Origin of the sequence: Bacillus salacetis, assembly GCF_003581585.1 — a bacterium.
In the GTDB taxonomy this organism is placed as follows: Bacteria; Bacillota; Bacilli; order Bacillales; family Bacillaceae_B; genus Rossellomorea; species Rossellomorea salacetis.
The window spans coordinates 25,375-38,114 of sequence record NZ_QXIR01000008.1; the positions used below are offsets into that span (position 1 = coordinate 25,375).

General features: G+C 43.5%; 15 protein-coding genes. 9 read left to right on the forward strand and 6 right to left on the reverse strand.

Features of this window, described 5'->3' with window-relative positions:
- Positions 1-43: 43 nt before the first annotated feature.
- The gene (locus tag D3H55_RS07730) at positions 44-226 is read left to right on the forward strand and encodes a YjzD family protein (RefSeq protein ID WP_119546326.1); all 183 of its coding nucleotides are present in this window, start codon (positions 44-46) and stop codon (positions 224-226) included.
- Between the two features lie 95 nt (positions 227-321).
- Here the strand turns inward: D3H55_RS07730 and clpB are convergent, their stop codons facing one another.
- On the reverse strand, positions 322-2,916 hold the full coding sequence (gene clpB, locus D3H55_RS07735; protein WP_119546327.1) for an ATP-dependent chaperone ClpB: 2,595 nt from the start codon (positions 2,914-2,916) through the stop codon (positions 322-324).
- A gap of 101 nt (positions 2,917-3,017) precedes the next feature.
- A complete protein-coding gene (locus D3H55_RS07740) occupies positions 3,018-3,197 on the reverse strand; it encodes a YjzC family protein (protein WP_119546328.1) in 180 nt (59 codons plus the stop codon).
- 398 nt (positions 3,198-3,595) lie between these two features.
- Here D3H55_RS07740 and D3H55_RS07745 point away from each other — a divergent pair, with 398 nt between their 5' ends.
- Complete coding sequence (locus tag D3H55_RS07745) at positions 3,596-4,408, forward strand: undecaprenyl-diphosphate phosphatase (RefSeq protein WP_240628514.1); 813 nt, start codon at positions 3,596-3,598, stop codon at positions 4,406-4,408.
- 322 nt (positions 4,409-4,730) lie between these two features.
- On the opposite strand, the gene D3H55_RS07750 is transcribed toward D3H55_RS07745, so the two are convergent.
- Both D3H55_RS07750 and D3H55_RS07755 read right to left on the reverse strand, forming a co-directional pair.
- The gene (locus tag D3H55_RS07750) at positions 4,731-5,039 is read right to left on the reverse strand and encodes a metal-sulfur cluster assembly factor (RefSeq protein ID WP_119546330.1); all 309 of its coding nucleotides are present in this window, start codon (positions 5,037-5,039) and stop codon (positions 4,731-4,733) included.
- A 94-nt stretch (positions 5,040-5,133) separates the two neighbouring features.
- The gene (locus D3H55_RS07755) at positions 5,134-5,901 is read right to left on the reverse strand and encodes a prolyl oligopeptidase family serine peptidase (RefSeq protein WP_119546331.1); all 768 of its coding nucleotides are present in this window, start codon (positions 5,899-5,901) and stop codon (positions 5,134-5,136) included.
- Positions 5,902-6,042: 141 nt separating this feature from the next.
- On the opposite strand from D3H55_RS07755, the gene D3H55_RS07760 reads away from it, so the two are divergent.
- The 3 genes from D3H55_RS07760 to D3H55_RS07765 all read left to right on the forward strand — a co-directional run bounded on the left by D3H55_RS07760 (position 6,043) and on the right by D3H55_RS07765 (position 7,333).
- Positions 6,043-6,858, forward strand: coding sequence for a Cof-type HAD-IIB family hydrolase (locus D3H55_RS07760; RefSeq protein ID WP_119546413.1), 816 nt, complete (start codon positions 6,043-6,045; stop codon positions 6,856-6,858).
- Between the two features lie 126 nt (positions 6,859-6,984).
- On the forward strand, positions 6,985-7,137 hold the full coding sequence (locus tag D3H55_RS24080; RefSeq protein WP_168412990.1) for a hypothetical protein: 153 nt from the start codon (positions 6,985-6,987) through the stop codon (positions 7,135-7,137).
- Between the two features lies 1 nt (position 7,138).
- On the forward strand, positions 7,139-7,333 hold the full coding sequence (locus D3H55_RS07765) for a DUF3813 domain-containing protein (protein ID WP_119546332.1): 195 nt from the start codon (positions 7,139-7,141) through the stop codon (positions 7,331-7,333).
- Between the two features lie 35 nt (positions 7,334-7,368).
- Here D3H55_RS07765 and D3H55_RS07770 read toward each other — a convergent pair whose 3' ends face one another.
- Both D3H55_RS07770 and D3H55_RS07775 read right to left on the reverse strand, forming a co-directional pair.
- Entirely contained in the window at positions 7,369-8,106 is a 738-nt protein-coding gene (locus D3H55_RS07770; RefSeq protein WP_168412991.1) for a BsuPI-related putative proteinase inhibitor, read from the reverse strand.
- Between the two features lie 70 nt (positions 8,107-8,176).
- Positions 8,177-9,031: a YitT family protein gene (locus D3H55_RS07775; RefSeq protein WP_119546334.1), complete on the reverse strand. Its 855-nt coding sequence runs from the start codon at positions 9,029-9,031 to the stop codon at positions 8,177-8,179.
- 160 nt (positions 9,032-9,191) lie between these two features.
- Between D3H55_RS07775 and D3H55_RS07780 the strand changes: the two genes are divergently transcribed.
- The 4 genes from D3H55_RS07780 to D3H55_RS07795 all read left to right on the forward strand — a co-directional run bounded on the left by D3H55_RS07780 (position 9,192) and on the right by D3H55_RS07795 (position 12,676).
- Entirely contained in the window at positions 9,192-10,058 is an 867-nt protein-coding gene (locus tag D3H55_RS07780; RefSeq protein WP_119546335.1) for a DegV family protein, read from the forward strand.
- Between the two features lie 61 nt (positions 10,059-10,119).
- Positions 10,120-10,251, forward strand: coding sequence for a DUF3941 domain-containing protein (locus D3H55_RS07785; protein ID WP_119546336.1), 132 nt, complete (start codon positions 10,120-10,122; stop codon positions 10,249-10,251).
- A gap of 360 nt (positions 10,252-10,611) precedes the next feature.
- Positions 10,612-11,103 carry a YajQ family cyclic di-GMP-binding protein gene (locus D3H55_RS07790; protein ID WP_119546337.1) on the forward strand — a complete coding sequence of 164 codons (492 nt, stop codon included), beginning with the start codon at positions 10,612-10,614 and terminating at the stop codon, positions 11,101-11,103.
- Positions 11,104-11,314: 211 nt separating this feature from the next.
- Positions 11,315-12,676 (forward strand): CoA-disulfide reductase, encoded by a 1,362-nt coding sequence (locus D3H55_RS07795; RefSeq protein ID WP_119546338.1) that lies wholly within the window; start codon positions 11,315-11,317, stop codon positions 12,674-12,676.
- The last annotated feature ends 64 nt before the right edge of the window (positions 12,677-12,740 follow it).

The window sequence follows — 12,740 nt, forward strand, 5'->3', positions numbered from 1 at the left end:
GACACTTTGTTATACATAGATGCAATGAATTGAGGTGAATGTTTTGAGATACTTCTGGACTTTCTTTTGGACTTTCCTGCTGGTGGAAATGCTTACCTATGTAGTGACTTCCATGACCGGCGCTCATTTTGACTTCATGACAGGATTGATCCTGGCGGTGGGTGCGACTATCCTGATTTTTGTGGTTACGTTGGTCATTCCAAACGAACCTGTAGAAAAGCATTAATGCACAAAAAGGAGAATCCGTTCCGGCGGATCCTCCTTTTTTGTATTGTAATGAACGGTTCATCTGCGCACTGCATCCGTTCAACTGACAACCTGTTATTTTTTTAATATAAGGCGTTCATTTTCTATGTCTATAATGACCTCGTCTTCTGATTTGAAATTCCCAGCTATGATTTCCCTGGCAAGCTTGGTTTCAATATTCTTTTGGATATACCGTTTCAATGGCCGGGCACCATAGACAGGATCATAAGCACCTTTAGCAATGAATCCTTTGGCAGCCTCACTGATGACCATATTGATATTTTGTTCCTGTAATCGATTTTGAAGCTCCCTCACTGATTTTTCAACAATCCCCTTGATATTCTCAATACTTAACGGCTTGAAAAGGACGATATCATCAACACGATTCAGGAATTCCGGCCTGAATGAAGACCTCAGCTGCCCCAGCACAAGATCTTTTGTCTTTTCATCGATTTGATCAGTACCCTCTTGTCTTTCAAGCAGGAATTGGGAACCGATATTCGATGTCATGATGATTACGGTATTTTTGAAATCCACTGTCCTGCCTTGTGAGTCGGTGATCCTTCCATCATCAAGGACCTGCAGCAAAATGTTGAACACTTCAGAGTGTGCCTTTTCAATCTCATCCAGCAATATGACTGAATACGGCTTTCTTCTGACTGCCTCAGTCAATTGACCTCCCTCTTCATAGCCGACGTACCCCGGAGGCGCACCAATCAATCTTGAAACAGCATGTTTTTCCATGTATTCGGACATATCGATACGTATCATCTGTTCTTCACTGTCAAACAGCGTATTGGCAAGTGTCTTTGCAAGTTCGGTCTTACCGACACCGGTCGGTCCGAGGAAAATAAATGAACCGATTGGCCTTCCCGGATCCTTTATACCTGCTCTTGCTCTCAATATCGCATCGCTGACCAACTGGACAGCATCTTCCTGGCCGATGACACGCTCATGAAGGATATCTTCAAGTTTGAGGAGCTTTTCACGCTCTCCTTCAACCAGTTTGCTGACAGGAATACCTGTCCACCTGGCTACGATTCCTGCTATTTCTTCCTCCGTGACCTCTTCTCGAAGCAAGCGGTTTTCCTGTTCATTCAACATTTCTTTTTCCATCTGCTGAAGCTGGCGTTCTGCTTCAGGAATTCTTCCATGGCGGAGTTCAGCAGCTTTGTTGAGATTGTAATCTCCTTCAGCTTCTTCGAGCAGTCTCCTGAGCTGGTCCAGCTCTTCCCTTTTTTCCTGAAGGGAGTCGATCTTCTCTTTCTCCTTTTGCCACTTGGCTTTCATTGCATTGCCTTCTTCTTTAAGGTTGGCAAGCTCTTCCTGCAGCAGTGACAGACGACTTTTGCTTGCATCATCCTTCTCCTTCAATAACGCAGCTTCTTCGATTTCAAGCTGCATGATCTTCCTTGTGACTTCATCAAGCTCTGAAGGCATGGAGTCAATTTCCGTCCTGATCAAAGCACAGGCTTCATCCACGAGGTCTATGGCTTTATCAGGCAGGAACCTGTCGGTGATATAACGGTCGGACAGGGAAGCGGCAGCAACAATGGCCTTATCATGAATATTGACTCCATGATGAATTTCAAAGCGCTCTTTCAATCCTCTTAAGATGGATACTGTATCCTCCACGTCAGGCTCTTTGACCAGTACCTGCTGAAACCGTCGCTCCAAAGCAGGGTCTTTTTCAATATACTTTCTATATTCATTTAAGGTAGTTGCCCCGATGCAATGAAGCTCCCCCCTGGCGAGCATTGGCTTCAAGAGGTTCCCGGCATCCATTGCCCCTTCTGTTTTCCCTGCCCCGACTATCGTGTGCAATTCATCAATGAACAGCAGGATGTTTCCATTGCTGCGCTTCACTTCATTCAGGACGGCTTTTAACCTTTCCTCAAATTCCCCCCGGAATTTCGCACCCGCAACCAGCGCTCCCATATCCAGTTCAAAGATCTGTTTATCCTTCAGGCCTTCCGGCACATCTTTGCGGACGATCCGCTGTGCCAGGCCCTCAATGATAGCTGTCTTTCCAACCCCTGGCTCTCCTATGAGCACAGGGTTATTTTTTGTTTTCCTTGATAAGATTCTGATTACATGCCTTATTTCCCCATCGCGTCCAATGACAGGATCCATCTTCCCTGACTTCACTTCTTCAATTAAATCTCTGCCGTATTTCTTTAGTGCTTCATACTTTGCTTCAGGATTTTGAGTATTCACTCTCTCTCCTCCTCTAATGTCTTCTATAATGAAAGAAAGTTTATTTTCGGTAACATGGTTTTGCTCCAGAAAGTCCGTTATCGGATGACGCTTTTGCTTGTATAATGCCAAAGCCAGATGTTCTACTGATAGATAGTCATCTTCCAGCCTCACTTTTTCTTTGTCAGCATCCTGAAACAGCCTGTTTAGTTCCTGAGATGCATACTGCCCGTACGCTGCTCCTTCTCCGGAAACTGAAGGTTTTTCTGAAAGCTTATCATTTATAAAATTTATCAGTGCGTTTTTCTCTATGTCCAGCCTTGCATAGGTGGAAGCCAATAAACCATCTTCCTGCAGGAGAAGGGCTTTCCATAAATGCAGGATGGTGATGTCAGTATGCTTATGTTCAGCAGCAAGCCCGCCTGCTCCAGCCAGTGCCTCCTGTACCTTATAGGTAAATCCATCAATATTCACAGCATTCCCTCCATTTCGTTTGACCATTATTGACCTTTAATATCATTATAATTATTTACAGAAAAAAGTAAAGCCATCCGCTTTGGAATGGCTTTACTTTCTTAAAACTTAGGCATATATGTCCAATACCGATTCTGGTTGGAGGTTTCCGGAAAACGGTCCCCCGCCTTCATTTTGACTTTCTTTGGGTTCATGACCCCGCTGCCGGTTTCACCGATTTCAATATATATCCCATTATTCGGCGCTTTTTGTCCTGAGCGAAATTGTCTTGACTGGCCCATGTCAGCTCCCCCTTTTTGTCAAACTTTTCAATAATCGAACTGCGATTGGATTAATCGCTTACTTTTACTATGACTTTCAACCAGTGAAAAGATTCGCGGCTTTTATTGCCATTCCCTGGTTTTGCATTTCGATATTCGCCATCATACTGCTGGTTGAGCTTTTTGAGCTCATGATTCCTTGCCGGGAACAGTTCCCTCAAACTCACTCAACTTTGAGGAAATGCAGATTAGCGGTTTTCAGGCTACTGTGCATGGCCGCTCATGATCAAATTGGACCGGTCGATAGGTCCCTTCTTCAATTTTTTTCCTACGGACCCTGCCAGTTTTGTCTTGCAGGCTGTCCTTCTTTGATGTTAAATAGATAAATGTGGAGAAATTAATCTTTGGAGGAAACTAAATTGACTGAAACTACATATGAGCTGCTGAAATATCTTTTTCTCGGTTTATTTCAGGGCTTTACAGAACCCATCCCCATTTCGTCAAGCGGACATTTACAGCTCGCACAGCATTACCTGGATATCAACCTTCCCGGATTGACTTTCGAGCTCCTGGTAAATACAGCATCTTTATTTGCTGTACTGATCATATACCGAGGGGATATCATGCGTCTTGTCATGAACGGACTTGGTTATTTCAAGGAGAAAAGCCCTGAGAATAAACGTGATTTTCATTTTATTATTTACCTGATCGTCGGGACCATTCCTGCTGGTGTGATCGGCGTCTTGTTTGGTGATTTTATTTCAGATAATCTTTCTTCAATCAAGACCGTTGCCATCACTCTCATCATTACAGGGATCGCTTTATGGCTGATCAGAAACATGCGCGGCCGGAAACACGATGGTGACCTGACTATGAAAGATGCCATCATTGTCGGTCTTGCCCAAGCAGTTGCCTTGATTCCTGGAATCAGCCGCTCCGGTGCGACGATTGTTGCAGCGATGGCCAGGGGAATGAATCAGGAAACTGCTTTGAGGTATTCATTCCTGTTATATATTCCTGTCAGCCTGGGCGGAATGGTTCTTGGACTATCCGATTTATTGGATGACCCTAATCTCAGCACTATGATGATGCCTTATACAGTTGCCTTCCTTGGTTCATTAGTCGCTTCCTATTTTTCTTTGAAGTGGTTCATGAATGTCATGGCAAAAGGAAATTTGAAGATATTTGCGATTTATTGTGTAATCGTCGGATTACTGGTGTTAATTTTTTAGGAGAACGGATGGATTCCGTTCTTTTTTTGTTGGTTTCAGCTTTTCAGTTCACTCGGCGCAGATTGGAGATCCACTTAGAATCTGTCTAAGGGGTACATTTCTCAGCTGATCTTGCCCTTTCATACACCATCAGGCCAATGTAGGGATACGTTGCTCCACTTGTCGTGCCCTTCAAACACCAACCGGCCAATTTTGCGGTACGTTTCTTCACTGATCCTGAGACAGCTTCTTACCTTTGCAGGGATTCATTTCTTTTATAAACTCTGCGAGACCTTCTAATAAAATAAACCGCCCAGGGCATTCTGGGCGGTTTCGATCAAACTTATCTGATTCCCAATGCGATTTTAGCATAACGGGACATCTTATCCTTGCTCCAAGGCGGATTCCAAACAATATCAACTTCGGTTTCCTTTACTTCAGGCAGGTCGGAAAGCGCTGCTTTGACCTGATCGACAATCGTTCCGGCAAGCGGACATCCCATGGATGTAAGGGTCATCGTTACGATTGCTTTTCCTTCATCGTCCAATTCCACATCATATACCAATCCGAGGTTGACGATATCTATGCCTAATTCAGGGTCGACCACTTGTTCAAGTGCCCCCATCATGCTGTCTTTCATTTCCTGATCCATCTTTTGCTTTCACTCCTTATCTAACCCTTTTTCTATTTTTATCTTAACAAAGAATGTTATGTATAGAAAGTGATACGGTTCCATCTAGGAAGGTCTATAGGTTATCGGCAACCCATTGGACACTTCTGAGCACTCCATCCCGTGAAACCTTATGGCCGCCAAGATCATCAGTCATGAACTGTAAATCATGCAGTTTCGGATGGTCATTTCCCGAAAGCGTTTTGTAGAAATCGTAAGCTGGTTGATAAGGAACCACTGTATCCTGTTTTCCATGCCAGAAGAACAAGGATTTCCCTTCCAGGACCTCAGGCTGTCTACTCAGATCATAATTCCCAAGCATATCCATCATTGAATTCAACTTTTCTTCTGAATAAGGAAGAGTGTATCCCCTCTTTTTCAGCATACTGATTTGCGCATTCGCCAGATCCACATAAGATGGGCATCCCATCAGGCTGACGGCTGCCTTGATCCAGGGAAACTTGGTCAGTGCTCCCAGGGTGACAATCCCGCCCATGGAAGTCCCTGCAACGCCGAGGCGCCCCTCATTGATGAGACCGTTCTTGCTGTAGTGATCCTTGAGAATGCCTAATTCCTCTATGGTCGTCAGGACGATTTCCCAGAACTTAGTGCTGAGGCGGGTTTCGTCGAGTCCTTCCCCTCTTTCTCCGTGGAGCAGTGTGTCGGGCATCAGGACCCTGTATCCTTTCTCCGCAAGGTAGTAGGCATAATGCAGATTATGTTCTTTGGCACTGGTGAATCCATGGATGAAAAATACGGCAGGCAAAGCACTGCTGGCTGATTCATCCATACTGATATTCAGGACTGGTATGCTGCCGATTATATCTTTTTTTATCGTGATCATTGAAATACTCCTTTATAAAAAGCCATTTGTTAAGAATACTTTAAAGTTTACATAAATTAGTTTACCACGGTGGACTTCTGTTTTACGAAACATATACACTATAGATGTATTATAAAATGATTGGAGATTGATTTTATGAGCATGGATAAGCATTTAATCGTTTTGGATTTAGATGGTACATTATTGACTGATGAAAAGAAAATTTCCGAAAAAACCAGACAGACCTTACATAAAGCAAAGGAACATGGTCATGAAGTCATGATTGCGACAGGACGTCCTTACAGAGCCAGTGAGATGTATTACAAAGAATTGGTGCTGAATACACCGATTGTGAATTTCAACGGAGCTTTTGTCCACCATCCCCTTGATAAGGAATGGGGCATTTTCCATGAACCTATGGAAGTGGATGTAGCTAAAGACATCGTCCAAGCCTGCCACGACTTCGATTTCAATTTCAGGAATATCATTGCCGAAGTCATGGATGATGTCTATTTTCATTATCATGATGAACGCTTGATCGATGTATTCAATTTCGGTGAGCCGAATGTTACGACTGGTGATTTGCGCAGCTACCTTAAAGAATCCCCTACCAGTATGCTGATCCATGCAGATGAGGAACATGTAACAAATATCAGGGAACATCTCAGCAGCGTCCATGCCGAAGTGATTGATCACCGCCGATGGGCAGCCCCTTGGCATGTCATTGAAATCGTCAAGAGTGGATTGAATAAAGCGGTAGGTATTGAAAAGGTCGCACAGCATTTACAAATCCCTCAAGATCGGATCATTGCATTTGGTGATGAAGATAATGATCTCGAAATGCTCAAATATGCAGGTTTCGGGGTGGCGATGGGAAATGCCATTGAACCTTTGAAAAGCGTAGCCGATGATATCACACTCAGCAATGAGGAAGATGGTATTGCCGCATTTTTAAACGGCCATCTCCGCCTCGGCTGATTTACAACAGACAACAGACTTTAACAGTGCTGGCAAAAATTCTGCACTCTAATAAGCTGCAGTTCTGCCCATACTAACAGAGAGCACGAGAATGTTGGTGCTTAAACTGACTAAGGGGTGCTGAATATGGGCAGAAGCAATAAATCGAAAAGATTTGTGCAGCAGGGAAAAGATGCGGTTTCAAAACATGATGACCGGATCCCTTACCATTCCACTCTGGCTGAAGCTGAAGCGAAGAAATTGGAAAACGTTGAAAACTCTTCACTTGGAGGCATATAAGATGGGCAACCGCTTATTTCAGGAAGCCCGCCAGTATGTCCAACTAGCCAAAGAGGCTTCATCAGCAGGCAGCGAAGACACCCAGCAAACCATTCAACGTGCCAAAAATGCTCTTTCATCTGCTTACACAAATACGAATAGAGCAGAACAGCAGCAGCTTCGAGGTTTACAGGATGAACTGAATCAGCTTCACTAAAATCAGAAGCATTTGGCAATTGCCAAATGCTTCATTTAATTTAATCTCAGTGTATAGTTATGATGTATTGTTCCTTCTTTCAGGTCCCGTTCATACAGATTCACCAGCACTGGCCTATCTTTTGGAAACTGCCCGGTATCTATTTTAAAGGCAAAGTCAAAAGGGACCCAATTTGGATATTCTTTATTCACTTTCACAAGCGTTTCCTCTTTCAACATATGGTGGCCATCTTCCACAGTATAATAGAAGCTGCCCGCTGATACCTTTGCCTCACCCTTTATCTGGAAAGAACCGTCATTTTTCGATAACTCTACATGTCTGAAAGAAGGATTTTCCTGTGCAACTGCAATGGCAATATTTTTGGTGAAATCAATATTGACAGGTGTACCATTAATATTTTTCACCATGAGAGAGGCATGGATTGTATACTTTCCGGATGGGATCCTTTTTCCATCTGATGATGTGTACTTCCATTGATCTCTCCATATCTTCGTTTCCCCGCTCTTTACTCTCACCCGCTGAACTGCCTGAAGGAATGCTTTATTATCACTATATCTATAAACCTTATTGCCGGCATGATCCCGCACTTCATAATCGTAGAATTGGCTCGTAGGAAATTCCAGAACCATCTCTGCGGGAGTATTATTAAATATCCTGAATTGCAAGTCTGCAGATTCTGGATTCCCGGTAATCTCCACGTCCCAATCAGGCTGCTGGGCGAGTGTACCTCCAGGCAGGCAGTACAGCGACAGCAGAATAATAAATAAATTCACAGCCACTCTTTTCAAAGGCTTACTCCTTTCACTTACGGATGTGCCTTTATTATTCTCAACTTTCCGGGTATTAGTCTCTCCGGAAGAAACCGAAAATCCCGGCTGTTTCAACAATATTAGTAAAGGCACCCGGATCCACTTCTTTGATAATGTGTTCCAGATCATATAACTCATAACGGGTAATAACGATGAACAGCATCTCTTTTTCTTCATTTGTGAATCCGCCTTTTGCCGGCAAGGTTGTAATGCCCCTGACAAGCTTGGAGTGGATTGCTTGTTTCAGCTCTGCTGAATTTTTTGTAATGACCATGGCTGTAAGCTTTTCATGTCTTGTATGGATGGCGTCAATCACCCTTGTGGAAACATAAAGTGTTACCAGGGTGTACAGTGCTTTCTCCCACCCATAAAGCTGGCCGGCAGTAAGAATGATGACTGAATTCATCAGGAAAAAATATGTACCGACCGGCCGATCTTTCAAACGGGAAAGGATCATGGCGATTATATCCATGCCTCCAGTGGATGCACCCCATTTTAACGTAATCCCGACGCCAATTGCGGCAATGACTCCTCCAAACACAGCATTCAGCAGGATATCCGGAGAAAGGTGGGTAATCGGAATGAATCCAAGGAAAACGGTAGTGGACAAAACAGATACAAAACTATAAAATGTAAATGATTTCCCTACCTTCAACCAGCCCAAAATGGTAACAGGGATATTGAGCAGCAGCAGCAGGATACCGGTAGATATATTAAAAGGTGTATAATCCGATAAGACACTTGATAACAGCTGTGCAATACCTGTAAATCCGCTGGCATAAACATTTGCCGGTATTAGGAATAAATTCAGGGCCAGTGCATTCAGAAGAGCCCCGAACAGCACGACTACCACTTTTTTTGATTCCAGCACTACAAAGTCACGCGACATTGCATTCCCTCCTAAAAAAAATCTTTCTTTCTTTATTTATCCCAAAAATGAAAAAATCAACAAACCATTGTCATTTTTTCTATAAATGGCTAGACTTAGTATATATAGCTTATGTTGTTTTCTGTCAAATACATAAATTTATAAGGGGTAGTTAGTCAAAATGAATATTCGATTATTTGCCGATAGTGCTTCAGATCTTCCAAATGTTTTCTATGATGAGTATGACGTAAAGCTGATACCTCTTCGTGTCCTTGTCGATGATAAAGAGTTTGAAGATATGGTCACAATCCAGCCTAAAGAAGTATTCCAGAAAATCCGGGAAGGACAAATGCCAAAAACATCCCAGGCATCCCCCGTATTTTTCGAAAAAGTTTTTACCGAACTTGCCCAAAGCGGGGACAAAGGAATTTATATTACTTTTTCTTCAGAGCTTTCAGGTACTTATCAAACAGCGGTCATGATCAGGGATCAGGTCAAAGAGGATTATCCGCAGCTGGACTTGACCATCATTGACAGCAAATGTGCTTCACTGGGTTACGGCCTGGCAGTAAGAGAAGCAGCAGAGCTGTTGAAACTGGGGGCATCCGCTGACAAAATCATTTCCTTTGCTTCCAATAGATGCGAGCACATGGAGCATCTATTTACAGTGGAAGATCTTGATTATTTAGCCAAAGGCGGCAGAGTATCAAAAGCTTCAGCTTTCCTTGGCGGCCTGTTGAATGTTAAGCCGCTTCTGCATGTTGAGGACGGCAAGCTTGTACCGATAGAAAAGATCCGCGGACGGAAAAAGGTTCTTAAACGGATCCTTGATGTCATGGAAGAACGGGGCCAGAACCTGGAACAGCAGGTCGTGGCCATCAGTCATGGTGACGATGTGGAGCTTGCACAGGAAATGAAAAATCTGATACAGGAAAGATTCCAGCCAAAAGAAATTTACATCAATATCATCGGAGCTGCAGTCGGATCGCACGCCGGCCCCGGAACACTGGCAATTTTCTTTTCCAATCAATACCCTGCAGCTGAGTAATAAGCCTCCCTCTTTCAGGAAAAACTAAACCTGAAACAGATATAGAAGGGAGACTTTCAACATGCCGCATACTTCAGATAATGATAAAAAAGCGAAAGACAATAACGCCTTGCATCACGAGAAGAATATGATGGAAGAGAAGAACCGGAAAAGAGGAAAGAACCAGTACTCTAAAAAAACCGACCATCTCTGATTCCAAAGGAGCGGCTGCAAAGAAAAGCAGCCGCTCCTTTCGCATATATTGTTGCTTTCGGAAAAACCCCAGGTGCCGGATTTTCCCCCTGTATTCAGAGGTTTTTCTCTCGAAGAAGAACAAGCAGCTCTTTTCTTTCCTGCTTACAGGGGTTTTTACGACGATTTACCATAATTATTTGAAATTCATATTGAATAGCATCAAAGTTTACGAACAGAGCCTTGTGAGGAAACACGAGTTTCCATGGAGCCCCACTCGCTGCGGGAATGCTTGTTAAAAGTTGTATGGTGTCAGTGCGTTGTCTATAATGGTAATAAAAGGCCGATGCTGCCTAAAAGCGATACATAAGGAGGTTATACCATGGCAAAAGAAAATTCATTCGATGTTGTTTCACAGGTTGATTTTCCAGAAGTGACAAATGCCATCAACGCGGCATTAAAAGAAATCAAAACCCGCTATGACTTTAAAGGAAGCAAGAGTGATATCTCCCTCGACAAGGAGGAAATCGTCTTGGTGTCCGACGATGAATATAAAATGAATCAGCTGAAGGATGTCCTGCTCAGTAAGCTCATCAAAAGAGGGGTGCCTGTCAAAAATCTGGACTACGGAAAGCTTGAAGGTGCATCCGGCGGTACAGTCCGCCAGCGTGCTAAATTAATGCAGGGCATCGGAAAAGAAGATGCAAAAAAAATCAATACACTCGTAAAAAACTCAGGACTGAAGGTCAAAAGCCAGATTCAGGATGACCAGATACGGGTAACAGGAAAAAGCAGGGACGATCTTCAACAAATCATGGCTTCTGTCAGGGAAGCTGACTTGTCAGTGGATGTACAATTCGTGAACTTCCGTTAATAAGACGCCGTTTCTAATCATGCCGGTTGGGTAAAATAAATCCAACCGGTTTTTTTTATTGATTTTTTAAACCAAGCTGCTAATTAATGCGAACTTCTAAGGATCTTTCAATAACCTTGCAGATAATCATAACACCCCTTTTTATACCCGGGGAAATGGAGAATTTTTCCAGAAAGCAGCATTGTAATATACATTCAAAGGAGGACTGAATTTGAATAAAAAAGTGCTCATAGTGGGAGGCGTCGCCGGCGGTGCCACAACCGCCGCCCAGCTCAGGAGAATGGATGAAGAATGTGAGATCATTGTCTTTGAAAAAGATGAACACATTTCTTTCGGAAACTGCGGAATGCCCTATTTTATCGGCGATGTCATAAAAGAGAGGGATCATTTGTTTGCAGCCACTCCAGAATCAATGAAAAATAAACTGAATATTGATGTGCGTACCTTCAACGAAGTCCTATCCATTGACCGGGAACAAAAGATAATCAGCGTGAAAGATGCCCGCTCAGGAAAGGAATACCAGGAAGCCTATGACAAGCTGGTACTCGCACCAGGGGCATACCCATTCATCCCCCCTATTGACGGACTGGGAAACAGCCATTATTTTTCACTTCGGAACATTGAGGATATGGATGAAATCAAAGAATTTATCGAAAAAAACAAACCTGCTTCCTGTTCCATCATCGGAGGGGGATTTATAGGCATCGAAATGGCTGAAAACCTGTCAGGGCTCGGTATAAAAGTCAACCTTGTAGAGGCATCTCCTCATCTCATGGGTGTCCTTGATGAAGATATGAGCGAGATGATTGAACAGGAACTGAATAGAAACGGAATCAATGTATACCTCAATGATGGAGCCGAGAAAATCAGGGAGGACGGCACCCTGGTGACCCAGCGGGGAAATGAATTGGAATCCGATTTCGTCCTCCTGGCAACAGGGGTGATGCCGCATACAAAATTGGCCGCGGACGCCGGCCTCTCTATCGGCATTACACGCGGAATCAAAACAAATGAGTATATGCAGACAATCGACGAGTCCATTTATGCTGTAGGCGATGCTGTTGAAACCATCAGTGCCATTACGGGAAATCCGATCAGGATTCCGCTTGCCTGGCCTGCTCACAGACAATCTTATATCGCAGCTAAACATATCACAGGTGATCCGGTCAGCTTCAAAGGGCTGCTGGGTACCTCTGTAGTTAAGATTTTCGATTTGACTGCAGCCTCCACAGGTTTGAATGAAAAGCAGCTTTTAGCTGAAAACCTCCCCTTCAAGACAGCTGTCCATACAGGAAGATCGCATGCAGGCTATTATCCGGGGGCAGAAAAAGTAAAGATCAAGGTACACTTCCATGAAAAAACAGGAAAAATACTGGGCGCACAAATCATCGGAGGAGAAGGGGTTGATAAAAGGATCGACATTATTGCCGCTTCCATAAATGGGAATATAACAGCCGACCAACTTCAGGAAATCGAAATCGCCTACTCCCCGCCGTATTCTTCACCGAAGGGCCTGCTAAACATTATCGGGTATAAAGCAGAAAACCTGTTAAAAGATAAACCAGTTGATTAGGTTTTACAAATTACGGGTAAAAGAAATTTGAATTTCATGGCGGTTTTCTTATTCTCTACCAAAA